This is a genomic window from Streptococcus sp. 5346, assembly GCF_013277455.1.
GTDB lineage: Bacteria > Bacillota > Bacilli > Lactobacillales > Streptococcaceae > Streptococcus.
On sequence record NZ_VMMY01000004.1, the window covers coordinates 142,819 to 168,383 of the forward strand.

Below are 25,565 nucleotides of genomic sequence, written 5' to 3' on the forward strand. Positions count from 1 at the left end.
GGACTTTCATGACTAAAATTTGAGCCTAAGGTCTCAAATTTTCCGCAGTTGGTACAATCACTTGTCCCAACTAACACCACGACGAAAAGTATTCTCTATGGGGTTCACCCTGCTCGTTCGAGTTCAGAAAACCCTTTCCTTTCTGTGTTTAAATAATTGCTTTTCGTGTGACGACTGCGACGCCTTCTGGTGCCCAGACGGCGACTTTGGCGGTACCTGTTACGCGGATCCAACCTAGTCCTGAGATGACTAGGTCTGTCTTATCCTTGATGTTAAATACATGCTCAACCAGTTTAGGAAAATCTTCTTTTTCCTTGCTATTTGGTGGTGTTAGAAGGGTTCCCAGGTGCTTGTCGTAAAAGGCACTGGCTCCTTCTAGCTTGGTACGATGCAATTTGAGTTCATTGTCAAAGAAGGCTGTGAAACCTTGCTTTTCACCCGCAATGAAGTCAAAGCGTCCTAGACCGCCTAGAAACAGGGTTTGTTCAGGATTGAGCTGATAGGTCTTAGGCTTGATTTCCTTTTTGGGGCTGACATACTTGAGGTTTTTGGCAGTCAAGTAATGAGCCATTTGGTGACAGTGGATGATTCCCGGCGTATCGTAAATATAAGATCCGTCGTCAAGAGGAATCTCAATCTTGTCCAAGGTTGTCCCTGGGAAGCGCGAAGTCGTGATGACATTCTGGTCACCCGTGATTTCTTGGATAATAGCATTGATAAGAGTTGATTTTCCAACGTTGGTTACACCGACCACATAGACATCGCGGCCCTTACGGTAGTGTTCAATCTTGTCAATGACTTCCTTAATGGCATGTTTATTTTGTGCTGAGGTTAGGACGACATCAACTGGACGAAGTCCTTCTTCGTGGGCACGCTCCATGAGCCACTGGCTAATCTTGCCCGGTTTAACTGACTTGGGCAAGATATCTTTTTTATTTCCCACCAAGAGGACATCATTGCCCGAGACGAAACGTGGCAAACCTGGAATGACAGAGCCATTAAAATCAAAAATGTCAATGACATTGACTACCAAGGCATCACTGTCTCCTACCTCGTGCAAGAGCTTGAGGAAATCATCGTCCGTCAACTGGACATCTGTGATTTCATTGTAATGACGGAGACGGAAACAACGTTGGCAATAGACTTCACCTGTCTCCAAACCTTTTTCAAGTGCTGACTGGGGCGTAAATCCTAGACCAGTCTTATCTGTCGTCTGAATGGTTGCTCCACAACCAATACAGAGAATTTCTTCCATAGTTAAATTCCTTTTTTATATGTAATCGGTCCGTACTTTTCAGTGATTTTTCGCATCACACGACGCTCACGAGCTCGGTTAATCTGCGTTTTGATCGAGTCGTGTTGGACCAAGGGCTTGACCAAGATTGAGCGAATGCCTGCACGGTGGGCTGCTCGTATATCTGTCATGAGCTGGTCGCCTACCATGACCACTTCACTTTTCTCATAGTGAAATTCCTTCATGGCACGGTCGATCCCAAATGTGAAGGGCTTCAAGGCCCAATAAACGTAATCAATCCCAAATTTCTCAACTGCGCGTTGAACTCGTTTTTTTGTGTTATTTGAGACTACGATGATGCGAATGCCCGCGTCCCGAAGATCATGTAGCCATCGCTTCATCTCTGGCGTCCCGTCAGGATTATTCCAAGCAATGAGGGTATTATCCAAATCGACCAAAACAGCCTTGATTCCCTGCGCCTGCAGGCTTGGGACTGTCAGATCATAGACTGCTTCCACAGCAAAATCTGGCATGTAATTTTCAATCGCCATTCTGGCTCCTTTTCTTAACTTTTTTTCGCAATTTTCCTTAGCAACAACGACAGGACAATCCACAACCCAGAACTAGCCAAACTGATGTAGAGCCAAGCATGGGGCTCATCTGTTAAAGGTAGGGGAACATTCATTCCGAAAAAGCCTGTCACTACTGCCAAAACCGCTAGCAAGACTGAAATGATGGTCAAGGTTGTCAAATTATCATTCAGATTATTGTTTAGGATGTTGTTGTAAGATGCTGATAGTTGTTGAAGGACTTGAGAAATCAAGTCTGTCATGGATACCAGCTGATGAGCTTCAATCATGGCATCATCAAACTGTTCTCTCTCAATCTCGTTAAAACTGCGATAGAGGGCATGCCCTTGGATATGCTCCAGCAACATGCGATTTTGCTTGGCAGCCGCAGTGAGGTAAACCATACCAGTCTCCAAGTCGGACAGCGCAAAAAGATTTTTCTTAGTTGTTCGCTGACGCAAGAGACCATTGACCTCGTCCTTACTCTTGTCCATCTGCTCGATGACAGGATAGTAGGCATTGCTGATGATTTCCAGACTGGCAAAGAGAAACTTGTAAATCGAAATCATGTCATGACTCTCCAGATAACGGGTCATCTGTTCAATAACATAGGCGTTCTTGGTATTACTAATGGTAATCAGGCGACGATGTTCCACGATAAAGGTCATGGGAAAAGCTTCATAGTATGCCTTATCCTTTTTCAAGTTCAAGACATTGTAGATAAAGGTCACAGTCCCATTTTCACGGTGATAATCCATGTGAGCGCGTTCATTTCTATCCAGTGCGTATTCAATCGTTTCCTTGTCCAAACCGTAGATTTCAGAAAGGTCCTCTAGTTTTTTCAACTTGTCCAAATCTAGGTTAATCCAGGTACAACCATTACCCAACTGTTTTTCTAAAAACATCTTCTCTCCTTTATTAAACTCCCTCTATTGTACCATAAATTACTTAAAATAACAGGTCTAGTCTGTGCGTGAGAAATTGCTAACAACCGTGATATTTCGGTTAGGGACAAAGTGAAGGGCTTGCTCCTCGCTACGAAGCTGGGTCGTACGAATACCGACACTAACCACCTTGCCCGATACAGTAATGGGGCCATTTGTCAGAACGACCTCATCTCCCACATCCAGTTGATGTTCAAAGAGGATGAAAAAGCCATTGATGACATCAGATAGAAAGCCTTGGGCTCCCATCCCAATCGCCACCCCAGCAATACCAGCTCCAGCAAGCAAACTAGAAACTGGCAAACCTAAAATCGACAAAATGCAGTAGAGTAAAAAGAAATATAGCGTATAATTAAACACATTTTCTAGTAAACGCGAAATAGTCTTTTGGCGCCCGACATCATGACGAGACATTTTTAGAGAAGGTTTGACAATTCTCTGCACCATGGTATGAAGCATTTTTTTAGCAATATAAAATACAATCAAAAGCAGTAAAAGAGAAATGACCTTGGTGAGAATATTCTCGATAATGGTTGTCACATCTAACTTTTCAATATAAGCTTGAATAAATTTTTGCATATAAAACTCCTTTATTTCATTATACCATATTTTCATAAAGTGTCATTCTCCATAAATATTCAAAAATAATTTCAAAAATAGACAGAAAATTCTTGATTTTAGTTCATATTTATACTATAATCATAAACATTACACAACAAAGGAGATTGTTATGAAAAAATTTATTCATGCTTGGAATAAGGCAAGCCTAATCAAACGAATTTTGATTGGCATGCTTATTGGAGGAACCCTAGGACTGACACTTCCTAACATTTCAGGAATTGGCCTGCTAGGGGATCTCTTTGTTGGTGGCCTCAAAGCCATCGCACCGATTCTGGTCTTTGCCCTCGTTGCCAATGCCCTTTCCCAACATCAAAAGGGACAAGATAGCAATATGAAAACGGTTATCTTCCTTTACTTGGTGGGAACCTTTGCCGCTGCCCTTATCGCTGTACTAGCAAGTTTCATCGTACCTGTTGAAATTACCCTAAATAGTGCCAATACTGAAATTGCACCACCAGATGGGATTGGACAGGTCCTCAGCAACCTCTTGCTCAAACTGGTTGACAATCCAGTCAATGCCCTCATTACTGCCAACTACATCGGTATCCTATCTTGGGCAGTTGTTTTCGGGATTGCCATGAGAGAGGCCAGCAAAAATAGTAAAGAATTACTAAAAACTATCGCTGACGTGACTTCTAAAATTGTCGAATGGATCATCAACCTGGCTCCATTTGGAATCCTTGGCCTTGTCTTCAAAACTATTTCTGATAAGGGAATCGGAAGCCTTGCCAACTACGGTATTTTATTGGTTCTATTAGTAACGACTATGCTTTTTGTTGCCCTTGTGGTCAACCCTTTGATTGCCTTCTTCTTTATGAGACGCAATCCTTACCCTCTAGTTTGGAACTGCCTCCGTGTCAGTGGTGTGACAGCCTTCTTCACTCGTAGTTCTGCGGCTAACATTCCTGTCAACATGAAACTCTGCCATGACCTTGGGCTAAACCCAGATACCTATTCTGTTTCTATCCCACTTGGTTCTACTATCAACATGGCAGGGGCAGCGATTACCATTAACGTTTTGACCCTTGCTGCAGTTAACACTCTTGGAATCCCTGTTGACTTTGCGACAGCCTTTGTCCTCAGTGTAGTAGCAGCTATCTCAGCCTGCGGTGCTTCTGGTATTGCGGGAGGTTCCCTCCTTCTTATCCCAGTTGCTTGTAGCCTTTTCGGTATTTCTAACGATATTGCCATGCAAGTTGTTGGGGTTGGATTTGTGATTGGGGTCATCCAAGACTCATGCGAAACAGCCCTCAACTCGTCTACAGACGTCCTCTTTACCGCCGTTGCCGAATACGCAGCAGCCCGTAAAAAATAACTCATAAAGGCAAGCCTGCTCAGGTCTTGTCTTTTACGCTTTTATTCTAACTTACTAGGAAATCCTTATGTCTATCAGCCAACGTACGACCAAGCTCATCTTAGCCACCTGTCTTGCCTGTTTTCTTGCTTATTTTCTCAATCTTTCCTCAGCAGTTTCGGCTGGAATTATCGCCCTCTTGAGCCTATCCGACACCCGTAGAAGTACCTTAAAACTGGCCCGCAATCGCCTCTTTTCCATGCTTCTAGCTTTGGTTATCGGTGTTCTAGCTTTTCACTTGAGCGGATTTCATATCTGGAGCCTTGGCCTCTATCTTGCCTTCTATGTGCCTCTAGCCTACAAGATGGGCTGGGAAATTGGCATCACACCAAGTAGCGTCTTGGTTAGTCACCTCTTGGTTCAAGAATCAACCTCCCCAGACCTTCTAGTCAATGAATTCCTTCTCTTTACAATCGGTACAGGATTTGCTTTACTAGTCAATCTCTACATGCCTTCACGAGAAGAGGAAATCCAGCACTACCACACGCTGGTGGAAGAAAAGTTAAAAGATATCCTCCAGCGCTTCAAATACTATTTATCCAGAGGGGATGGACGCAACCGAGCACAGCTGGTAGAAGAATTAGACACGCTTTTGGAAGAAGCCCTCAGACTGGTCTATTTGGATCACTCTGACCACATCTTTCATCAGACCGATTACCATATCCACTACTTTGAAATGAGACAACGCCAAAGTCGTATCCTGAGAAACATGGCCCAGCAAATCAACACCTGCCACCTAGCTGCCAGTGAAAGCCTGATTTTAGCCCAACTCTTTTCAAAAATTGGTGGCCAACTGAGCCAGACCAATCCTGCTTCTGATTTACTAGATGAAATCGAACGCTATCTAGAAGTCTTTCGCAACCGCAGTCTGCCCAAGACAAGAGAAGAATTTGAAACCCGCGCCACACTCCTCCAACTCCTACGTGAAGCCAAAACCTTCATCCAAGTAAAAGTTGATTTTTACCAAAAATATGGACAGTAATACTCTTCAAACTACGTCAGCTTCACCTTGCCGTATATATGTTACTGACTTCGTCAGTTCTATCCACGACCTCAAAACAGTGTTTTGAGCTGGCTTCGTCAGTTCTATCCACGACCTCAAAACGGTGTTTTGAGCAGCCTGCGGCTAGCTTCCTAGTTTGCTCTTTGATTTTCATTGAGTATAAAAAAGAAAACTTCAGACCAATCACAAAAAGTGAATATCTGAAGTTTTCTTTTATTTGTAAGTTAGCACCATAAAGGTTAGTAATAGGACAAATAGGGCCAAACTCACTAATAAAGTGAGCACCTTTACCAAGGTGTTACTCTGCCAGTAGCTCGGCTTACCAATATTACTAGTCGCATCCATGGAAAATAATTGATTTTGACGAGGTTGTATGGTTACCAATACAATCAAAGCAAGAGAGAGGACAATAGCTAAAACAATTAGTATTTCAATCATAGGCCTACCTCAAAATTCCCAACAAAGTAAAGAGCAAACCAATCAGAATCATTAAACCCAGTAAGAGTGAAAAAGTTTTACTAATCTTTTCCCCTCGGGTTTCTTTTTCTTTCTTGATGGGTTTTTGTTTCAACTCTTCCATGCGACCTTCAACGTCTTTGTAAAATAAATCTTCCTCTGACATATTAGCCTCCTAAAACAGTTTGCATGGTTTCCTGATATCGTACCAAGTCAACATAGTTGGCATGTTGGCCTTGTTTGCCAAGTGCCTGATTCATTTGTTCAACATCTGAAAGGGCCAATTTAATGGTCTCAACCAAAGCAGAAACTTCACTACTTTCAAATAGATGTTCTGGAGCGATATAAAATCTATTGTGCACCGTCTGATTAAATCCAAGAATCAACACATTATGCTCAAAGGCCTGACGAACTGCCTGCAATAACTCATTGCTATAGTTGATATCCAAGTAAATATCCGATAGTTGATAAAGTTCCTGAATCTTCTGCGGACTAGCGTTCTGATAAAGGACCACATTAGGATAGCGAAGCATATCTAAGAGCTTAGAAGACATCTCTGTCACCGCTGCGATACGGAAAGTGACATCAGGCAAGGCTTCTACGATCGCTTCTACTTGCTCAATCTGATCGGAATTAGTCAAGATTAAGGCATCTCGTCTTAGGAAATTATCACGTTTGAACTGGTAATGGTAACCCAAGTGCACAAACTGATCATGGTATTTCTCGTCAGTCAATTCTAAAGCGCGCTCATAAGTCGCCTTATTTGGAATGATGATCTTCTTAGTACGCACATTATCACTTTCCAAAATCAACTGCATATTGCCCGGAATAGCATCATAGAGAGGTTCCTGCCAAACCAAAACATCTGAGCCAGATTTATCTGGATGATGGAAGGAAACCAAGAAAGGAGTCGCTAAGGTATTAAAGATAAGCTGACTTGTATCTATTTCCAAATCTTGCAAAAAGAAGGTGATAAATTCAACCTTATTTGCAAAGTAACGCATGGATTGACCAGGCAAAGTCAATAATATATCTCCCGTCACATGGTTTTCAAGTAAAACTTGTTGATCATTGACATCTTGGTAAACTGTCATAATCGGCTCACTATCTGCGCTATAAGTCGTTGTAGCAAAGCAAGCACCAAAGCGATTGTAATGGTCAATCTGGCGTACTCTTCCTTCTAAATCTTTCCAGTCCACCTGCTTGACTAGGCGAGCCTGTAAACCATCTGCATAATGAATAGCAGCCCTCTCCTGCGTCACGTCTTCAATACGAGCAGACTGATTATCTCCTAAAATCTCCCAAAAAGCTGGAACAGGAACTTGGTTGAAATAGAGAGGTTTTCCCTTTTCATATCCTAGATAATAGGTAAAAGGAGAAACCAGACCATCAGGCAGAAAACCATCTGCATCGATGACTACTCCAAGTTGGGAAAGACCAGTAGCTACTAGACTTTCATGTAAATCTCGACTTTCCTGACTATATCGATCATAAAGTTCAATCATGGAGTACCTCCTCTACTGTTTTTTTCCACTTTTCTAACATTTCTTCGGTTAAGAAACCTTCTGCAATTTGGTAAGAATGGGCACGCATATCCGCCAAACGATTTTCTTGATACAGTTGGCAAATCTTAGCTGCGTAAGCTTGCTTGATTTGGTCTTCTACATGGTCAGATGAACTTGGAATTAAATAACCATTTTTCCCATCTTCTATAAAGGTCTGATTACCATAAGGCACATCAAAACCGATTAGGGGGAGACCTGAACCAACTGCTTCCATCAAAGTCAAACCAAAGCCTTCGCTGGTAGAAGCCGTCAAGTAGACCTCATACTGGCTATAAATCTGCGAAAGTTCCGCATGCCCCTTGAGTTGGATATAGTCCCCAGCCTTATGAGTTGCAATAATGTCTCGAAGAGGAGAATCTTCTCCACCACTACCATAAATATCAAAGGTTAATTCAGGTATTTCCTTATGAGCCTCAATGACTGCCTTGACCAACCAGTCAATGTGTTTTTCTTTGGCAAGACGTGAAGCCGTAATCAATGAAAATGGCTTACGTCCCTGACTTGACTCAGTTAAAGCATCGATGCTGCCTACAGGAATGGTAACAATCTTTGGTTGATGCTGGGTGTATTTTGCAAATTGCTCCTGCAACACTTCATTTTGTCTGTCAGTTGATACGATAAAGAAATCAACCTTATCCGCATTGGTAAACTGATAGTCATAGTAGTTGTTCCAAAGGATATAGTCCTCATTTGTAGCATTTTCACTATAATGCTCCGCATGAACAACTACCGCTAAATGCGCTGCTTGTGCTTCCTCAAAAACAACCTGTCCAATACCTGTCTCCCTATCGAGAATGACCAAATCAGACTTGTTCAAATTCAAGGATTTCATAAAGGCACGCATAAAGGCTTGCTTTCCATAGAAAATCTTATCCTTGAAACGGTAAACTTCTTCCTTCCCTTGATTCATCAAGATATCATAGACTGGAGTCCCGTCTTCATTGTAAAAGGTTCGCTGATATAATACTGCAACATTGTCCTTGGGAGCAAAGTATTCAGTGCAGTAACGAGTATAAGAAAAGTAATCCTTACGAATCAGTTTTCCTTGAAAGACATACTCGGCATGTTGAACCAAGTCCTTGTTCTCATCCACCAAATAACAGGTTACAAACTTATCTTGGTCAGAAAAGAAGACACGCAAGACCTTCCCATTCTTTTCTCTACGACTTTCGACACCACCAAAATAAGTCAAGACATCATCCACTGTCACACTTGTCGGTGCAATTTTGATATCTGTAAAATGATTATAAAGCCAGATCACTTGATCATCATCAAAACCAATATTGGCGGTTAAGTGCTGAATATTATCGGCTAAAATCATATCTGTAAAGATAAACTTAGAGGACAGATTTAATTTCCGAAAAACACCAGCACGATAGGCTTGGGCGTATTCAACACCGCTACTAGCCCAGCCAATGCCTAAATTTATATTATAAATTGTCATATATTCTCCTCTTATGGGAAATGAGTCACGATTTCACCTTTTGGAGTGACCTCAACCAGCCCCATCAGGAGATTCCGTACCATATCCGCACGGATTTGTTCTTTCATAGCTTCAAAGCCCGCGTAGGCTTCTTGATAGTATTCTACAATCGGATTTTTCTGACTAGCAGATTGACCACCGATAGCCATAGATAACTGTTGTAGATAGTCTACCTGCTCTACCCAGTTGTCATCAATAGCCTTGAGTAAAGAAAGGCGTAAAAATTGTTCATACAAGCCATGTTGCTCAAGCAATTCTTTCTTTTCAGAAAGTTCTCTATCAATCACCTGCTTCATAAAGCTATGAACAGCAATTTTGTCAGTCACATCTATATAATCTGGAACCTCTTTAATATGGAAACTAATATTGGTCACGATAAAGTGGAAAAGCAACTCTCGACTTTCATAATTTGAAGAGGTCACTTGATCTATGTAACTAGCAATGATTTCCTCCACCACATCTTCTAAAGCACGAGAACCATCTATTAGACGATTTCTCTCTTTATAGACGATATCCCGTTGGATATTCATACTCTCAGCATACTCCAGAGTCTGACGACGTGCTGAACGTCCAGCACTATCACTAGCATGCTGAGCTTTTTCGACTAACTTCCGGTATTTACGACCTTTCAACACTTCCGGTTGAGTCATATCTTGAACTTGATAATCTTTATACTTTTTATGAACCCAAGATGGGCCAAATTTTTTGATAACATCGTCTTCTAAGGATACGAAAAACTTACTCATACCAGGATCTCCCTGACGACCAGAACGTCCACGAATTTGTAGGTCGATCCGCTGACTTTCCATTCGTTCCGTTCCTATGACAATCAAGCCCCCAAGCTCTGCAACTCCCTTACCGAGTTTGATATCCGTCCCCCGTCCTGCCATGGAAGTAGCCACTGTCACAGCCCCCATCTGACCTGACTCAGAGATAATCTGAGCCTCTCGCGCCACATTGTGAGCATTCAGCACATTATGGGCAATTCCTTCTCGTAACAAAAGCGATGAGTATAAATGAGACATCTCCACAGAACCAACAAAGACCAATAAAGGATTTCCCTTAGCATGGTATTCTTTGATATACTCCAAAGAAGCATATACCTTTTCAGGTAATGTCACATATAGATTATCCGGATAGTCAATTCGTTGTTTAGGACGATTGGTAGGAATCCGTACAACAGCCATATTATAAGTCTCTCGAAATTCTTTTTCTGCAACCTTCCCTGTCCCTGTCATACCAGACAGCTTATTGAACATCTTAAAGAGGCTCTGATAGGTTATGGAAGCCATGGCTCTTGTTTCCGGAGATAGTTTGACTTGTTCTTTAGCCTCAATCGCCTGATGAAGCCCTCCCTGCAGTTTAGTTTGTTCTAATAAACGTCCAGAACCTTTATCTACAAGAAGCATCTCATTGTCTCTAATAACATAATCTTTATCTTTTGTATAAAGCTTATGAGCCCTCATTGCATATGCTATATGACGAGCAAAGACTGCATTTTTTTCATTATATAGATGATCAATTCCAAAGAAACTTTCCGCTTCCTTAGCTCCCTGTTTCGTTAACCAAACTTCCCCCTTCTCCTCTTTGAAAATAAAATCCTTACCTTCTACTAGTGTGGTCATAAGAGTATTAACAATACCATAATGATTAGACTGAACTCTGGGAGCTCCAGCGATAATTAAAGGAGTTTGGGCACTGTCTAATAAAATATCATCTATCTCATCAATAATTGCATAATCAAAAGGACGTAAAAATTTACCTTCCTCGTTTGATGCTAAATTATCATTTAAATAATCAAAACCTAAGTTAGCATTTGTTGTATACACAATATCAGAGTCATACATCTCCCTCTTTTCCTCAACAGACAATTCTTCACCACTCTCTACAAAAGGAACTCCTATTGTTAAGCCTAGAAAACGGTAAACTACTCCCATCTCCTCAGCATCTCGCTTAGCAAGATAGGCATTTGGGGTAATAACCATTGTCCCTTTTCCTGTTAAAGCGTTGAGGTAAACAGGCATCGTTGCTGTCAAAGTTTTCCCTTCTCCAGTATTCATCTCAGCAACGTTCCCCTCATGGATAACGATTCCTCCCATGACTTGGACGTCATAAGGGAACATGCCCAATACACGTCTATCCGCTTCACGAACAACCGCAAAAGCCTCTACCAAGAGATCATCCAAAGTTTCTCCTTTAGCCAGACGTTGGCGAAACTCCACTGTTTTTGCAGCCAATTCTCGATCCGACAAAGATTCCATCTTCCTCTTTAGTGCATTGATTTTTTTTAGAATTTTTTTAACTTTTCTAAGTTGAAAACTCTGATAAACCTCTCTAATCACGATTCATCTCCTCAATAGAAAAAGAATAAAAATCCAAAGTTTCAAAGCCAGCACTTAAAAGATGGACTTGATAGGTGTGGGCTTCTTCCGGGTAAATAAACGTAAATCTTTTATCTTTTTCAATTTTTTCTTCAATCACATCACCATATCGATCAAAAAATGTAATCGATGTGTACACTCCTTTTTTAGGTAGACAGTCAAATTTCATTATCATTTGGTATTCTTGTTTTCGTTTCAATAATGGAAGGCTTGGCTGTTTTCGAGCTGCTTGATAATTCGTATGCGAAACCCAACCTTGAATTTTAGTCCCTGAGGGAACTAATGGATTATATATACTTACATGAGAGTCAGAATGATAGGTCACCTTCGTACCGTAAATATACATATTTAGTCTGTCTCCCCATTTGATATCTGGTCTTTGTCTGATAATCATACCTCACCTCGTCCAAATCCTGTTTTCAAAACCATATGATAGAAATGCAAAAACCAGGCAACATTCTCCCCAGTATCATCATTATGTCGACCAGCTGTGCCTCTGGAAAGTATCTTAGCACCTGTTTTACATAAATATTCTACCAACTCTTCATATGCCTGAGGATCCATATCTTCATCCTTCATATAGGATAGACCAAAGGTCGTATTCGAAAAATCTGCTTTTTTGAAGGATTTCCAAAAATATTGATCCAATTCAATCATATGTCTAGAATCCACTCCACCTGTTTGATGTCTTAAGATATCAAATCCTGTATTAAACACTCCCGGTGCATCCAAGCGACCACGTCTTGCAATCGTTCCAATATTCGTCAAAGGTTTCCCAACAACAACGGCATATGGCTCAAAAAAAGATCCATAATAAAGCGCTGGAAAGGTCCCCATAGAAAGTCCCGATAAAATTAAATCACTAGAGGTTAGACCTAAATAATCCAGGTAATACTGGATGGTTTTTCTAACCTTACTTTCTAACTCTTCACTTCCTATATAAAAAGCTCCACCTTCTATACGAGGGTCTGAAAACAGAAGAAAAGGACAGCCCAGATTTTTCATCATCCAGTAACCTTCAAAGCCTTCCGCAGGTCGATATCCTGAAAAATAAATAGCTAAAGGCGGTTTGAAATCTCCTGGATGAAAGAAATAATTAATTTCATCTCTTTTGTTATCATGAAGAGTATTTCCGCCTAAAACGAATTTACCGAATTGTTTTCTACTCCAACGCTGATGAAGATTCCCTATTTTCAGTTTCCCCTGTCCTCTGGCTTCAATAGAAAGTGCCAAATAGGCATTATATGTTTGCTCAATCAGAATAGTAGAAGCCAAATCCGACTCTTCAAAAACAAGGTCCTCTGTAATATCAGCAATTGATCCTTCAAAAATCTTTTTGACACGAAATCTAAACTCAACTCCTGAACTTTTTTCATATTCAAGCCATAATTCAATTGGTAGGCTGCGTGTTACAGCAATATTATAACTCCAATATGCTAGCTGAGAAAACTCCTCACCAAAATCTCCCTCTAATTCTACATATTCATGTCCTTGATAAGAGACACTTCCTTGAAACGAATGGTGAACCTGTATTGTAGAAGGTTTCATTTTATCGCCATATCCTCCTCCAAATAGAGAAGTCGATAAATCTTTTAGCAATTTTTCTGGTTCGGAGAAATCAATAGCTCTTGCACAACGTTTTTTCAGTAAATCTAAAACAGCAGAATCACTTGACTGAAAATCCTGAGGATAAAAAACTGTATAAGGATCTAATTTTTTCGAAAAAGGCAACAAATCACTTAGATAACACCCATCTTCTATCAAAACAGCATGAAAACTTGAAATCTTATCTATCTCCATCATTTTGCGAATAGCAAGAGGTGAATCTGGACAAAAATAGTACCAATCCATGTTTTCAGGAATATCATAATGGTGTTTCCAATTATCAATTCCAATTTGTAAAATTTTAAGTTCCCTCACCATTTGTTACTTCTCCAATCCAATGATGCAATTTTTCTAAGAAACGTTTTCCTGTATGCTCTTTAATTTTGTCAATTGTATAAATTAGCGACTGATTCCATTCCTTGAGTGTATCTAAATAATGGGACATAGCCTTGTGAAGTTCTGATACTTCCGAAAGAAGATAGCCATTCTTTAAATGTTCTACATAAACGGTCTTGACTCTATTGATTTGAGGAATCCCTGCACTTATGGCAGCTATCTGTGTATAAAGATGAGGCTGAAGGCTAAGGTCAATAAGCAAACGTACATATTCTAAATTTTTAATCAAGTCCGACTCATCATACATATTTATAAATTGGTAGCGTAAATTCTGATTCTCATTTTCTTCTAATGGATTCTCAGCTTCTCCATAATCTGATTCTTTTTCAAAATTAGCTACCTGGATACGTTGGGAAATCATATCTTGTACCATCTCTTCAACTTGCTTCATCTGTTCCTGATTTGCAGCAAAAGTACCAAAAACTAATTCTGTATCGTCTGTCTTAGCAATAAATGATAGAACTTTATAAATCCCTTCTTCATCAAGTCCCTCTTCAAAATTAAGATGGTAATAAATAATTGATTCTTTCTTTCTTTGACTTCTTCCAAGTCTTAAACGAGTATCAAAAGGAGACAGATGTTTAAATTTAGCGACTTTTTCAGGATAGAGACTCTGTAACTGTTGAAGGCTATCCTCTCTATCTACTAAAACTAAATCAACCTTTTCACAAATCATACTCAATTCGCTTAAACTTTCTTGAGGGTTACGACCAATGAAAAGACTCAAAATTTTAGTACTATTCTCTGGTAAACGTGATAAAACAAATTCATTATGTTTGTCGTGAGAAGGTAGGATATAAATATCATCCTCCTTATATTGTTGCAAGAGTCTTCTTTCAAAGAATTCCGCAATCAATTCCCCTATATTTTTATAGCTTATATTTTTATATTGATAGGAAAAAATAGGATTTATTTCAACTCTACCATCTTCCTGCAGATACTCTCTAAATTGCCAAATTCCATTCAAATTCAAATATTCCTGATAAGATGGAGCCCCATCTTTAAAATAAATCACACTCGACACAAAGCCACGATCATCCATTATATAATGTTCAAGTAATTGACCATTTTCATGAAAATATTGTATATCACTTATAAAACCTTCCTCGCCCTGTTCTACTTGAGCATACCGTTTACCTTGTTTGTAAACAGTAATTGCAAATGGACTATATAGAAATTCACACTCTCTATCCCATTCAATATCCCACATATTCAACACTTGGACATGTGCATCATGCAAATCTTGCATGTCATCAAATACAGAATAAACAGATGCTTCTAAGACACCATGGCGATGTAAAAAATAACGTAGATGAGGTTGATAAGCTAATATCATTAGGTAAGAGGTGATTTCTTGTCGCTGGAATAAACGAATTTGATTAAAAGTATCGTCAAATTCTAGTTTAAAGAAGCTACGATACCACGGTGTAATATCCGCATGCCACTGTCGCCCTGAGCCATACCAGGCTGGAATAAAATAATACATGCTATCCTCCTAAATTAGTGGTTTATAAGTTTCATTCAGTCTCAGAGCTATCAATTCTTCTCTTACCATGAAAATCATCCCAAGTAGCATAAATAAAAGCCCTGGAATCATTGTCAATCGTAAAAAACGCTCATCATATAAAACAAAAAGCATAGGTAGCCCTGCAATCACAATACTATACACAGCTCCGATAAAGGCAAATCGAAAAATTAATTTATTGATAAACCGACTTGTCTCTTCCCCTGGGTAAATCCCATAAATATACTCACCTGATTTTTTCATAGAATCAGCTATCTGCTCTCCACTCATATTAACAAAAGCAAATAAAAAGTTGAAAGCAAATAAGATGAAAAGATAGGTATAAATCCACAAAGGTTTTCCCATTGTAAATTCCCCTATTAATGTTGTATAAAGCGGATTACCAGAATCAAACATTTTAAGTAACATTAAAATATAAATTGGCAGGGTCATAAAGGTCATGACATACATATAGGGCATCCCTCCCGCAGGTGTCAAGGACATTTCAAAATAAGAATAGCGTTTAAAGCGACTATGTAAACCAATTTTATTTACCGCTACACGGTAACGAGCACGATATAAAATGACATTTATGTAGGTAAAAACAAGTGCAATTAAAAGCATCAAAACAACTACCTCTTTGGGGATTGATAATATTTGAATTGAATTTATTACATCTTGTGGCATATTGATGATCATGGAGGTCAGCATAATTAACATTGATCCTCCAACACCATTACTAGCATTAATATCCGACAACCAGACCAAGAAAAAACTACCTGCACATAAGAGGCTGATATTTAAGATATAAACCAGTACAGTTGAATAACTTGATTGGACAGGTAAACTTAGAACTACAGCTGCTGACTGTATGAGAGCAATCAGTAAGGTTAAGTACATCTGTCGCCTATCTTGTAATTCTTTTCCACCTCCAGTAAGCCCTTTAAAAAAAGAAAACATCTTCCACAAAATCATAGCAGACATCCAAGGTGAAAGACCAATAGAAAAAAGAGATAAGCTTCTTAAATTCCCACCTGTAAGAGCGGTTGAGAATGCTAAATAAGCAGTCGTTCCCCCTAGAAAATCTCTACTATTCAAATCAACAAAAGGTAAACTAATTCTACTACCCAATACATATATAAATAATAGAAAAAAACTAATACTCAGTTTTTTTAAAATGATGGATGAAACTATATTTTTCATAAGTGACCCTTTCTACACCTGATTACAATGTTACTATTTACCCCTCTAATGAATTGGTTTAATCCTGATGTAAGTAGAGGTGACCTTGTCTAACTATCTACAAAAGCAGAAAATGACCGTTAGAGACCAAGTTGTTTGTCTTATATTTTTTGAATATTTATTATCAGCAAACACTGTTTTAAAACTAAATACTTTATCTAAAACAAGAGTTAAATAGAAGAGAAGAGAAAATTTAAAATAATTCTCAAATATAATAATTATATCAAAAAAAGCAGAAAAAATCTGCTCATAACTTCTGAAATTTGTCTTAAAATACTGGGAATATCTTTCTCAAATTGACCAATAAAACAGCCTATTTACTAGACTAGTAATTTAAAAAGACATCATTTTTCTATATAAAATTTATAAAGTGTATTATTTAATTAATCAAACTCACTATCATGGGAATTTTGATAATTAGGACTAGCATGATTGGTTGAGATATAAACTATTTAGGCATTATTCTTCATTCTTGAAAGTCAAAAGATACATCATCTCCCTAATCCACCTTAAAGTTTCATCTGCTTCTAAACCTTGATTCTCAATAACTGCCATTACATCATATAAATGTCCTATATAATCTTGAACATAAGACTCTATATTTATTCCTCGAGCAGCAAGGATAGCCATGAAAGCTAAACGATGTTGCATACTACTTTTAAGTTTTTCAATAGTTAAATTATTTGCAGCTGACGTACTATGTATTCTATAAGTATAAGTATCTCTATTCACAAATACCACCTTATTCACTTTAAGATATACTTTATACCAGAATTCCATGTCCTCTGCTAACATCGTATTTTCATTGAAACGAATAGAGGCTAATAATTTTTTATCTACTAATTTTACAAACGAGAAGAAGAACGAGTAATCAATAGTAGCAAGAAAAGGTAGGCTTTCTAGAAGTTCTTTATTCGTATATATTTCAATAGAATTGCTTCTATTATAAGCATGAAAATACCAGCAATTTTTATCCATATCAAATCGTTTATAAGTAGAAACAGAAACATCGGCATCATATTTTTTTAAATTGGTGTAAAGAATTTCTAAATAAGTCACATCTAACCAATCGTCCGGATCTACGAAGGTAATGTACGCCCCCCCCGAACGTTCGATTCCTAAATTACGCGCTGAGGAAACGCCACCATTCTCCTTTTCAAAATAACGAAAACGAGAGTCTCTATCCGCATACTCCTGACAAATAGAACCCGAATTATCCGGAGAACCATCATTAATCATCAAAACTTCAAAATTTTGATAGGTTTGATTAAGTAAACTATCAAAACATTGTCGTATATAGTCCTCAACATTATAAATCGGAACAATTACACTAATCAGATCTTGTGTCATTTATTATCCTCGCTCAAATATAAATTATATTATATACCCTCTAAGGTCATCTTTGATTTTCGACAACCCTTAGAGTATTTCGTTTGGTAAGCTTTTCTTATAATCTTTACCATTTCTTCAAAAGTGCTTCTTTTCATTCCAACTAGACGTTTAAAATAGTTATCAGATAGAACTTGACTAGATTCATAATTCATATCTCTATTTTACTTTTTATTTCACAGTATTTCTATAATAAAGAGCTGTTAAAATTTTTGGCGGACTCATCAACTTATTAATTCAATTTAACAAGTTGATACCTGAAAAATTAACTCTGAATCTATGATTCAATTAAATATATCATTTCTTGATATCTTCTATAAATTTCTGAATTTTCCAACCCAGATTCTAAAGCTTGCATTTTTTTATTTTTCAAATACCATAACAAATTTTCTTTAAAGGAATCTGAATACAATCCTCTAATAGTAAGTATGCAAATTCTCTCCACTAAGGCATCTAGTGCATCTTCTAGTTGTTTTTCCGATATCGTTTTAATTATAGAGCCCTCTCTCTCACGGTAAACATACAATCCTTTATTTATATAAATAATCTTAGTGGCTTCCAAAAATAGTTTAAAACCTATCCTAGTATCTTCTATTAGTTTACCTTCTGCAAACCTGACATTATCAAATAAATTTTTTCTGAATAATTTACCCCAACTAGTATGATATACGATACTTTGTAGTTCCAAAGTAGGTAATTCTGATATAAATTGGCTAGAGTCATACTCTTTTTCAAAATACTCATATATATATATATATAATAACCACCTGTATCATCTTTGTAGCCGATGTGATGAGATATAGAAATATCCGATTTTGATTTCACAATAGCATTATATAAATCTAAGAGATAGGTTTCGACAACCCAGTCATCAGAGTCTATAAAAGAAATATACACTCCTTTGCAGTAATCTATTCCAAAATTTCTAGCAGAAGCTAACCCACCGTTTTCCTTTTCGAAATATACAAACCGACTATCTCTCTCCGCATACTCCTGACAAATAGCCGCAGACCCATCCGTAGAACCATCATTAATCATTAATACTTCAAAATTTTCATAAGTTTGTTCAAGCAAACTATTCAAACATGTTCTTAAATATTTTTCAACGTTATAAATAGGTACAATTACACTTATTAATTCTGTCACGATTCCATCTCCTTTTTATTCTTGAAAAGAAATTGATGACTCATTGCTAAAAAATTCTCTCCACAAATCTAGAATATTTTCTTCTAAATACGAGCTTGCTAGACGATAAGAAGCTTCTTGATAGCTAGATAAGTCTTGTGAAGTTAGTTTCAAAAGAATTTGAGCAATTTCCTCTACTCTTTCTTGATCACTTTTATCCTCAAAAGAAACTAGATAACCATTAAAACCATCTTTTATAAAGGATGGATTTCCATATCTCAAGTCAAAACCAACCATAGCTAATCCTGCTCCAGTCGCTTCCATCAAGGTTAAACCAAATGTTTCGGATAAAGAAGTTGTCAGATAAATGCTATGATTCAAATATTGAGCTGTCAAATCTGCATAGCCCATTAAATGAACATACTCCTGTGCCCCTAATTCTTGGATAAGATTTTCCAAGCTGTCATACTCTATGCCACGTCCAAAAATAGAAAATTCAATATCTCCACCTTTTTCATGAGCCAATGCGACTGCCCGAATTGCTAAATCTACACGCTTAGAATATATCAATCGAGACGCCGTCATCACTTTGGTAGTTTTTCTATCTTGCTCAGAATAGTGTAACTGTTTCAGGCTCCCTACAGGAATCACATAAATCCTAGGAGCTTCCTTTCCCTCTTTCTCAAAAGATTCTTTCAAAACTTTTGCCTGTAGGTCAGTCGAAACAATCATAAAATCAAAACGATGAGCATATTTTACAGGGTAGTAATATTCATAGCTAAAAGGTTGATTTCCAAAAGTATGTTCCGAATGGAATACCAATCCCAACCGAGCTCCTGACTCTTGCTCCAATAAAGGACGCGCAAAATCCATATTTGAAGCTCTATCCATAATCACAATATCATTTGCCTTCAATTGAAGTTTTTTAACAAAGCTTTCCATCAATTCTGCATGTGTTATTAATTTTTCATTCTGAAGCAAATAACGCTGTTTCCCATTGACTAAAATTTCTTCTAGTCCGACACTTCCATCTAAATTGTGATAGACTCGTCTTCCTAACTCAGCTAAAACGTGACCATTTTGATAATTCAAAATGAAATAATCTGTTACTAATTTTGTTGAGGCATAGGTTTCTCTTTTGAGTAAATATCCCCCTGAAAAATATTCAATAAACTGCACTTTAGAGAAGTCTTTCTTGTCATATACGAAAACAAGTAGCTCTCCTTCGTTCAACTGATAAGTTCTTCCTGAAGGTGTTTCATGAATGATTTGCGAAGTTTTTAAACCTAGCTGCTCCTCTAGTTCATGTGGAGAAAGAGTTGGTGCTGCACTTTGTTGATCCGTAAAAAGCAGTTGGGCAAATAACAGTTCTTCATAATCATAGCCCTTTGATAAAAAATAATCTAACTGATCAGAATTAGGCCACTGAGTAAAAACAAAACGAGTGTCTAAACCTAAACTACGAAACAATTGCAAACGATGGGCTTGGGCAACATCTACACCATTTGCTTCAAAGCCTAAGAGTAGATTAAAATTATAAACCGTCATTTTTTCTCTCCCATCTGTCAAATAAACTACGATAATCTTCTATACTAGCTACTCCTAATATTTGAGTTTGATTTCTAGATAGTTGATGATACTTATCAGGATTTTCTAAAACTTGGCGTACATTTTGAATGAGGGACTCTATTGTATCGTAGCAAGTTTCTAATTGTTTATATTCTTCGTGATGAGTTAGATGATTCAATGTATAAAGTAATACACCTTTTTCTACTGCACGTAAAGAAGAGGCAAAAATTTCAATATCATACTGAATATCGAAGTAAAAACTGCTTCTATCAAGTAATTCTTGAAAAAGTTGATAAGTCATCCCAGGATAGATATGGATATTAGGGTAAATAGATAAATTAGTAATACGACTCCCCATCTCAGTTACTGCTCCTACATGGAAATCAATCTCTGGGAACTGAATCAATAATTGTTCTAAACCTTCTATCCATTCAGAATTCGTAACAATTATAGCTTGTGGTCTAACTGGAACTGGTTTCTCTAGGGCAAACCCATATAAATGAGTGTAAGGAGAAGCATCAGAAACTCTGGGAGACATTACTAGAACCTGATTCACTCGGTCTGCAATCTTATCAGCCTCTGTTATATCATCTGCCAAATAGTAGTAATTGTCTTTCTTGCTTGAGGGAAGAAGCGAGAGAATCTCTTCTCCCAAAATTAAAGCATCTTCTCTCTCCACTATCTCTTCTAATACTTTAAGGAGAAAAGAATGACGATTCGGATAGATAGTTGGATTCTTCTGCGAATCAAAGTAAGCTATTTTATCTTGTTGTAACCATTCTACCAGAAGTTCTCTCCCTTCTGAGTTGTAAATAGTTCTCAGTACACTCTTTTCTTCTTCATCTAAAAACTCACGACAAACTTTCCAACCATAAGCGCTGTAATAGTCTATCCAGATACATTTTTCTTCTTCATCATACCAGTAGACTCTCGCAACAGTACGTTCTGATTGTGGTTGACGAAACTGGATTCCCGCTTTCTTTTTACCTTGATCATATACATATCCTTCTAAACCATCTGTCGTTATCTCCCAGTAAGGGGGCAGAGGTAAATTGTTAAAAAAGAGAGGTTGCCCCTCTTCTTTCATTAGAAAGTATGTCAGCGCTGTTAACTCCCCTTGTTCAAGACGATCTAGATTATCAAAACAATCAACATAGAATACGGTTAACGGCTTCTCTAATTTCTGAAAAATTTCCTTAATTTTCGGTACTTTTTCATCTGTTTTCTTTGCAATTACAAACATTTTTTACTTTTCCCATTCTCTTGAAAGGATGTAGAGTTTCTCTTTTACTCTTCGATAGGTTTCACTCTTCTGTAAACCTGCCTCTTCTAATTTTTCAAGCGCACGAGTCGCTCTACAATGATACAAAAAACTATGACCTGATATATCATATCCTAACATACCTATAAGAGCTAGCCTTTCATCCCAGGCCATCATTTCGTCGATAACTCTTTTCTCACTCCAAAGACTATTTAAACTACTTTCCTGACCAATACGATACCAGTAGATTGCCTTTTCTATATGTATAACTCTTTTAGCCTTGATAAAGACCTTATACATAATAAAAGTATCCTCAACACTTTTTCCAACAGGAAAACGTAGTCCATCAAATAACTCTCTTTTAAAAAGTTTCATAACAGGGCCTGACCAAGCCATATCTCTCATTTCTTGTTCAGCTATCTGTTTAACAATATCTTCTCTGTTATCATAGAGTGTTTCACTATAATCGCCATCAAAAACCTTAATATGAAATTGTTGATTCACATCATGATACATATTATAGTTTCCCGATGCTATGTCTGTATCATACTTTATAAGATTCTGATAAAGAAACTCGATAGCATTTCTTTCTAACCAATCGTCTGAATCTACAAAGATAATATATTCTCCATTTGCTAGATCAAGTCCCCTATTACGTGCAACTGATGCTCCTGCATTCTCTTGATAAATGCATCTAAATCTTTCATCTTGAGATGCAATATCTTTACAGATACTTTCTGAATCATCCGTTGAACCATCATTAATTAAAATAATCTCTAAATTTTGATAAGACTGATATCTTATACTATCCAAGGCTAGTTCTAGATAAGGTGCTACATTATAGACTGGTACGATAACACTGATTAATGGCTCTGTTTGCATTCCTTCTCCTTATTTTCTAGAGTATCCAAATAGTTTTTGATATGCTGAATCATCCCTTGAACATCCTGATTTTCAAAAACATAGTGAGAGATTTCTTGTGCATGATTTGTTGCTTGGAAAGAATAGAAAGGAATTCCCTTATCTACTACTTTTTGGATAATGTTATAAATTTCGCCCTCATAGTTAATATCTAGATAAAAATCTAACTGATTAAACACTTTTTCATGCGTCAAAGGATCAAAGCATGGAAAAAGGGTTACATTTTTATACTTTTCCAACATTAAAATTTCTGGTGCAAAATAGCAGTGGGCCAAAATATTAAAATTCACTTGTGGAAGAGCTTTAATCAAATTCTCTGCTTCATGTAAATTCACGGTATTCGTGTAAATAGCTGTTTGATAAGGTGGTTTTGAAACAATAGCGCTCCATCCTTCTTTTGCAGGATATTTTCTAAGAAGAACATCCTCCCATGACAATCCATAATAAAACCACCATTCTTCTCTAAATCGATTAAAATGATGTTGATGCCACGGCTTCAAACCTGTAGTATAGTGAATGACTGCTGGTTTTCCTTTAAAAAGATCATACCAAGCCATATCCCCTAGTGTAAATTGCTGACTATCTGACCCCACTTGAAGATTATAGGTTAGAGGAAGACGATACCAATTATCCTGAAAAGCGAGATTCAAGATTCCTTGATCTCCATAGACCTCATGATGATGTTGAGCAGTCAAATCAAATAACTGTGTCACAACATCTTCCTCTCTCCATTTTTTATTATCTATCAATAATAATCCAGCGTTAAACTTATCCGAAGTTGTCGGTAAGTCCTCAACTGCAGCAACAGGATAACCTTGCATATCCAGTTCAAATAGATCTGATAAATCCTGTGTCACTATCATATCACTATCCAAGTACAAGGCTCTATCTTCTACGACATGATTCGGAATTAAATAACGAAAATAAGTAGCATAGTTTAAATGCGCTGTTGGAAGTTTATAACCCTGAAACATAGCTGAAGAACATCTAACATTTACAATCTCTGAATCTATTTTTTCAAGATGATTCTCTACTAACTGGAACCAATCAGTTGGAATATCTTCATTTAGGATATAAAACTTAATCTGCTTCATATGGCTACATATCGATTTAATTGTTGTTTCTAAATAACTCACATAAGCTTGATTTGCTGCAAGAACAATTACTTTCTTACTCATAATTCCCCCTCATAAATCTGATTTTATTCAAAATAAAAAAAGTTACTTCAAACATATTTTATACTATATGTATCATACCAAAAAAAGAGCTATTTTCCAAATGATACAGTCATAATCATCCTATATTTCCCAACCAATTAGGGGTTGGGGAAAAGCACAATCCGAGGAAAAGATTTAGGACATTTTCTCATAATCATAACCACCCGTCAAACGGGTGGTTTGTCCCAGGGCTATAAGCCCAAATTACCAGCCATCGCCTAAAGACGCTGGCTTTCACTTTGTTCAAGCCTCATTGCTCTTGACTCATCACTTGCCTCTTAAAGAGGCTTTAGTATTACTTGCCACTATCCCTAAAGGGATCCTCATATTCTTTTACACTCAATTTATCTAGTGCTATATCATGCTTTACTCGTTCTCAAATTTTCATACTCGTGAAGAAATCATCCACTGGATAATTTCTTTAATCTTGAATATATTTCTTAATTGTGGCTTCATTAAGTCCTACTGTACTCACATAATAACCTTCCGTCCAAAAATGCCGATTCCCAAACTTGTACTTGAGATTGGCGTGTTTGTCAAACATCATGAGTGCACTTTTTCCTTTTAAATACCCCATGAAACTCGAAACACTTATCCTTGGTGGAATACTTACTAACATGTGTACATGGTCTGGCATTAAGTGACCCTCGATAATTTCAACACCTTTATATCTACATAAGCGATGAAATATTTCGCCTAAACTACTTCGATATTGATTATAAATAACTTTTCGTCTATACTTAGGGGTGAACACAATGTGATAGAACACATCCACTTTGTGTGCGATAAACTATGAGCCTTTTGTGCCATATTTTTCTCCTTTCGCTTTACAATTGGCTTGAACACCTTCATTGTATCGCGTTTGGAGTTTTTTGGGTATAACCTTCGACGCGCACCCGCATAGCGGGTGGTTTTTTTGTCTCGCACCTAGCGGAGCGAGACGGACTGAAAGTCACATAATAAAACGCATATTATCTAGGGGTTTTACCTGATAATATGCGTTTTTCTGATTTTAAAGACTTTTTCCCAGTATCTTTTCTATTTGGTCTAGGAAAGTTCTTTTAACTATGAAAGTCAATGTTAGTCTTCATCATCTCTTTTACGACGTTTGGCAACCAATCCTAAACCTGTTAAACCAAGTATCAATCCAAGAAGTCCTGATTTCACAGACTGTTTCTCTCCTGTATTTGGTAAGTCTTGGCTCGCTTTGGTTCTTGTCTCTTGTGGTCGAGAATTAGTTGATCCACTTGTACTTGTTGACGCTGACGTACTTGTACTCATTGTGTCTGAAGCATCTGTACTTGTTGACATAGATGTACTTACTGATCCACTTGTGCTCATTGTGTCTGAAGCATCTGTACTTGTAGAAGCATACGCGCTAGCACTCATTGATACTGAAACACTCGTACTTGTTGAAGCAGACGTACTTGCTAATATACTTGCGCTTGTTGAAGCCGATGTGCTAACTGACATACTGATAGAATCCGATTTAATAATACTATCAATATCTAGACTAGGGAGTGGTTTAACAATTTCCGGCACTCCCGTACTTGTAACAACAGAATTGCTTGCACTGATTGAAGCCGATATGCTTGCCGATGTACTTGTGCTTGTCGATGCTGATTCAGATGCTGATTGACTTGCGCTCGTTGAGGCACTTGTCGATGCTGATTCAGACGCTGATTGACTTGCGCTCGTTGAAGCACTTGTCGATGCTGATTCAGAC

General features: G+C 37.7%; 24 protein-coding genes and 1 pseudogene. 3 read left to right on the top strand and 22 right to left on the bottom strand.

Going from position 1 to position 25,565, the window contains the following annotated elements:
- Positions 1–148 precede the first annotated feature (148 nt).
- The 4 genes from yqeH to HT732_RS04490 are packed head-to-tail and all read right to left on the bottom strand — an operon-like array spanning position 149 to position 3,326.
- A complete protein-coding gene (gene yqeH, locus HT732_RS04475; RefSeq protein WP_173254107.1) occupies positions 149–1,255 on the bottom strand; it encodes a ribosome biogenesis GTPase YqeH in 1,107 nt (368 codons plus the stop codon).
- A gap of 2 nt (positions 1,256–1,257) precedes the next feature.
- The gene (locus HT732_RS04480; protein ID WP_084890848.1) at positions 1,258–1,785 is read right to left on the bottom strand and encodes a YqeG family HAD IIIA-type phosphatase; all 528 of its coding nucleotides are present in this window, start codon (positions 1,783–1,785) and stop codon (positions 1,258–1,260) included.
- 14 nt (positions 1,786–1,799) lie between these two features.
- Positions 1,800–2,708, bottom strand: coding sequence for a magnesium transporter CorA family protein (locus tag HT732_RS04485; protein WP_173254108.1), 909 nt, complete (start codon positions 2,706–2,708; stop codon positions 1,800–1,802).
- Positions 2,709–2,765: 57 nt separating this feature from the next.
- Complete coding sequence (locus HT732_RS04490) at positions 2,766–3,326, bottom strand: mechanosensitive ion channel domain-containing protein (RefSeq protein ID WP_001168884.1); 561 nt, start codon at positions 3,324–3,326, stop codon at positions 2,766–2,768.
- 151 nt (positions 3,327–3,477) lie between these two features.
- Here HT732_RS04490 and sstT point away from each other — a divergent pair, with 151 nt between their 5' ends.
- Positions 3,478–4,683, top strand: a complete 1,206-nt coding sequence (gene sstT, locus HT732_RS04495) for a serine/threonine transporter SstT (protein WP_173254109.1) — start codon at positions 3,478–3,480, stop codon at positions 4,681–4,683.
- 67 nt (positions 4,684–4,750) lie between these two features.
- Complete coding sequence (locus HT732_RS04500; RefSeq protein ID WP_173254110.1) at positions 4,751–5,704, top strand: aromatic acid exporter family protein; 954 nt, start codon at positions 4,751–4,753, stop codon at positions 5,702–5,704.
- A 234-nt stretch (positions 5,705–5,938) separates the two neighbouring features.
- On the opposite strand, the gene HT732_RS04505 is transcribed toward HT732_RS04500, so the two are convergent.
- From HT732_RS04505 to HT732_RS10480, 18 genes and pseudogenes are all read right to left on the bottom strand, one after another.
- Positions 5,939–6,163 (bottom strand): accessory secretory protein Asp5, encoded by a 225-nt coding sequence (locus HT732_RS04505; protein WP_173254111.1) that lies wholly within the window; start codon positions 6,161–6,163, stop codon positions 5,939–5,941.
- Positions 6,164–6,167: 4 nt separating this feature from the next.
- Positions 6,168–6,347 (bottom strand): accessory secretory system protein Asp4, encoded by a 180-nt coding sequence (gene asp4 / locus HT732_RS04510; protein WP_001287962.1) that lies wholly within the window; start codon positions 6,345–6,347, stop codon positions 6,168–6,170.
- 1 nt (position 6,348) lies between these two features.
- Positions 6,349–7,686 (bottom strand): accessory Sec system glycosylation chaperone GtfB, encoded by a 1,338-nt coding sequence (gene gtfB, locus HT732_RS04515; RefSeq protein ID WP_173254112.1) that lies wholly within the window; start codon positions 7,684–7,686, stop codon positions 6,349–6,351.
- Positions 7,679–9,190, bottom strand: a complete 1,512-nt coding sequence (gtfA, locus tag HT732_RS04520; protein WP_173254113.1) for an accessory Sec system glycosyltransferase GtfA — start codon at positions 9,188–9,190, stop codon at positions 7,679–7,681. The genes gtfB and gtfA overlap by 8 nt, the downstream gene beginning before the upstream one ends.
- A gap of 11 nt (positions 9,191–9,201) precedes the next feature.
- The gene (gene secA2 / locus HT732_RS04525) at positions 9,202–11,571 is read right to left on the bottom strand and encodes an accessory Sec system translocase SecA2 (RefSeq protein ID WP_173254114.1); all 2,370 of its coding nucleotides are present in this window, start codon (positions 11,569–11,571) and stop codon (positions 9,202–9,204) included.
- Complete coding sequence (asp3, locus tag HT732_RS04530) at positions 11,564–12,004, bottom strand: accessory Sec system protein Asp3 (protein ID WP_173254115.1); 441 nt, start codon at positions 12,002–12,004, stop codon at positions 11,564–11,566. The genes secA2 and asp3 overlap by 8 nt, the downstream gene beginning before the upstream one ends.
- Positions 12,001–13,533, bottom strand: coding sequence for an accessory Sec system protein Asp2 (gene asp2, locus HT732_RS04535; RefSeq protein WP_173254116.1), 1,533 nt, complete (start codon positions 13,531–13,533; stop codon positions 12,001–12,003). Before asp2 ends, asp3 begins: the two co-directional genes overlap by 4 nt.
- The gene (gene asp1 / locus HT732_RS04540; RefSeq protein ID WP_173254117.1) at positions 13,517–15,097 is read right to left on the bottom strand and encodes an accessory Sec system protein Asp1; all 1,581 of its coding nucleotides are present in this window, start codon (positions 15,095–15,097) and stop codon (positions 13,517–13,519) included. The genes asp2 and asp1 overlap by 17 nt, the downstream gene beginning before the upstream one ends.
- 9 nt (positions 15,098–15,106) lie before the next feature.
- The gene (gene secY2, locus HT732_RS04545) at positions 15,107–16,318 is read right to left on the bottom strand and encodes an accessory Sec system protein translocase subunit SecY2 (protein ID WP_173254118.1); all 1,212 of its coding nucleotides are present in this window, start codon (positions 16,316–16,318) and stop codon (positions 15,107–15,109) included.
- 498 nt (positions 16,319–16,816) lie between these two features.
- Positions 16,817–17,707 (bottom strand): glycosyltransferase family 2 protein, encoded by an 891-nt coding sequence (locus HT732_RS04550; protein ID WP_173254119.1) that lies wholly within the window; start codon positions 17,705–17,707, stop codon positions 16,817–16,819.
- A 316-nt stretch (positions 17,708–18,023) separates the two neighbouring features.
- On the bottom strand, positions 18,024–18,308 hold the full coding sequence (locus tag HT732_RS04555) for a hypothetical protein (protein WP_173254120.1): 285 nt from the start codon (positions 18,306–18,308) through the stop codon (positions 18,024–18,026).
- Between the two features lie 32 nt (positions 18,309–18,340).
- Entirely contained in the window at positions 18,341–18,892 is a 552-nt protein-coding gene (locus HT732_RS04560) for a glycosyltransferase family 2 protein (protein WP_173254121.1), read from the bottom strand.
- Positions 18,893–18,907: 15 nt separating this feature from the next.
- Positions 18,908–20,341, bottom strand: coding sequence for a glycosyltransferase (locus tag HT732_RS04565; protein ID WP_240155831.1), 1,434 nt, complete (start codon positions 20,339–20,341; stop codon positions 18,908–18,910).
- Between the two features lie 64 nt (positions 20,342–20,405).
- Complete coding sequence (locus HT732_RS04570; RefSeq protein WP_173254123.1) at positions 20,406–21,683, bottom strand: hypothetical protein; 1,278 nt, start codon at positions 21,681–21,683, stop codon at positions 20,406–20,408.
- Positions 21,684–21,686: 3 nt separating this feature from the next.
- Positions 21,687–22,583 carry a glycosyltransferase family 2 protein gene (locus tag HT732_RS04575; RefSeq protein ID WP_173254124.1) on the bottom strand — a complete coding sequence of 299 codons (897 nt, stop codon included), beginning with the start codon at positions 22,581–22,583 and terminating at the stop codon, positions 21,687–21,689.
- Complete coding sequence (locus HT732_RS04580; RefSeq protein ID WP_173254125.1) at positions 22,565–23,800, bottom strand: glycosyltransferase family 8 protein; 1,236 nt, start codon at positions 23,798–23,800, stop codon at positions 22,565–22,567. Before HT732_RS04580 ends, HT732_RS04575 begins: the two co-directional genes overlap by 19 nt.
- A 334-nt stretch (positions 23,801–24,134) precedes the next feature.
- Positions 24,135–24,649, bottom strand: a pseudogene (gene tnpA / locus HT732_RS04585) (IS200/IS605 family transposase).
- A gap of 270 nt (positions 24,650–24,919) precedes the next feature.
- On the bottom strand, positions 24,920–25,120 hold the full coding sequence (locus HT732_RS10480; RefSeq protein WP_275690731.1) for an LPXTG cell wall anchor domain-containing protein: 201 nt from the start codon (positions 25,118–25,120) through the stop codon (positions 24,920–24,922).
- A gap of 1 nt (position 25,121) precedes the next feature.
- On the opposite strand from HT732_RS10480, the gene HT732_RS10485 reads away from it, so the two are divergent.
- Entirely contained in the window at positions 25,122–25,478 is a 357-nt protein-coding gene (locus tag HT732_RS10485; RefSeq protein WP_275690732.1) for a hypothetical protein, read from the top strand.
- Positions 25,479–25,565: the final 87 nt, after the last annotated feature.

Bases quoted from the DNA above. Each gene is read 5' to 3' on its own strand.
- HT732_RS04490 (WP_001168884.1), bottom strand. From the start codon at position 3,326: ATGCAAAAATTTATTCAAGCTTATATTGAAAAGTTAGATGTGACAACC.
- HT732_RS04575 (WP_173254124.1), bottom strand. From the start codon at position 22,583: ATGCAAACAGAGCCATTAATCAGTGTTATCGTACCAGTCTATAATGTA.
- asp2 (WP_173254116.1), bottom strand. From the start codon at position 13,533: ATGGTGAGGGAACTTAAAATTTTACAAATTGGAATTGATAATTGGAAA.
- secY2 (WP_173254118.1), bottom strand. From the start codon at position 16,318: ATGAAAAATATAGTTTCATCCATCATTTTAAAAAAACTGAGTATTAGT.
- HT732_RS04500 (WP_173254110.1), top strand. From the start codon at position 4,751: ATGTCTATCAGCCAACGTACGACCAAGCTCATCTTAGCCACCTGTCTT.
- HT732_RS04550 (WP_173254119.1), bottom strand. From the start codon at position 17,707: ATGACACAAGATCTGATTAGTGTAATTGTTCCGATTTATAATGTTGAG.
- HT732_RS04480 (WP_084890848.1), bottom strand. From the start codon at position 1,785: ATGGCGATTGAAAATTACATGCCAGATTTTGCTGTGGAAGCAGTCTAT.
- gtfB (WP_173254112.1), bottom strand. From the start codon at position 7,686: ATGATTGAACTTTATGATCGATATAGTCAGGAAAGTCGAGATTTACAT.
- asp3 (WP_173254115.1), bottom strand. From the start codon at position 12,004: ATGATTATCAGACAAAGACCAGATATCAAATGGGGAGACAGACTAAAT.
- gtfA (WP_173254113.1), bottom strand. From the start codon at position 9,190: ATGACAATTTATAATATAAATTTAGGCATTGGCTGGGCTAGTAGCGGT.
- HT732_RS04570 (WP_173254123.1), bottom strand. From the start codon at position 21,683: ATGTTTGTAATTGCAAAGAAAACAGATGAAAAAGTACCGAAAATTAAG.
- HT732_RS04580 (WP_173254125.1), bottom strand. From the start codon at position 23,800: ATGAGTAAGAAAGTAATTGTTCTTGCAGCAAATCAAGCTTATGTGAGT.
- sstT (WP_173254109.1), top strand. From the start codon at position 3,478: ATGAAAAAATTTATTCATGCTTGGAATAAGGCAAGCCTAATCAAACGA.
- asp1 (WP_173254117.1), bottom strand. From the start codon at position 15,097: ATGTATTATTTTATTCCAGCCTGGTATGGCTCAGGGCGACAGTGGCAT.
- yqeH (WP_173254107.1), bottom strand. From the start codon at position 1,255: ATGGAAGAAATTCTCTGTATTGGTTGTGGAGCAACCATTCAGACGACA.
- HT732_RS04485 (WP_173254108.1), bottom strand. From the start codon at position 2,708: ATGTTTTTAGAAAAACAGTTGGGTAATGGTTGTACCTGGATTAACCTA.
- HT732_RS04505 (WP_173254111.1), bottom strand. From the start codon at position 6,163: ATGATTGAAATACTAATTGTTTTAGCTATTGTCCTCTCTCTTGCTTTG.
- HT732_RS10480 (WP_275690731.1), bottom strand. From the start codon at position 25,120: ATGAGTACAAGTACGTCAGCGTCAACAAGTACAAGTGGATCAACTAAT.
- asp4 (WP_001287962.1), bottom strand. From the start codon at position 6,347: ATGTCAGAGGAAGATTTATTTTACAAAGACGTTGAAGGTCGCATGGAA.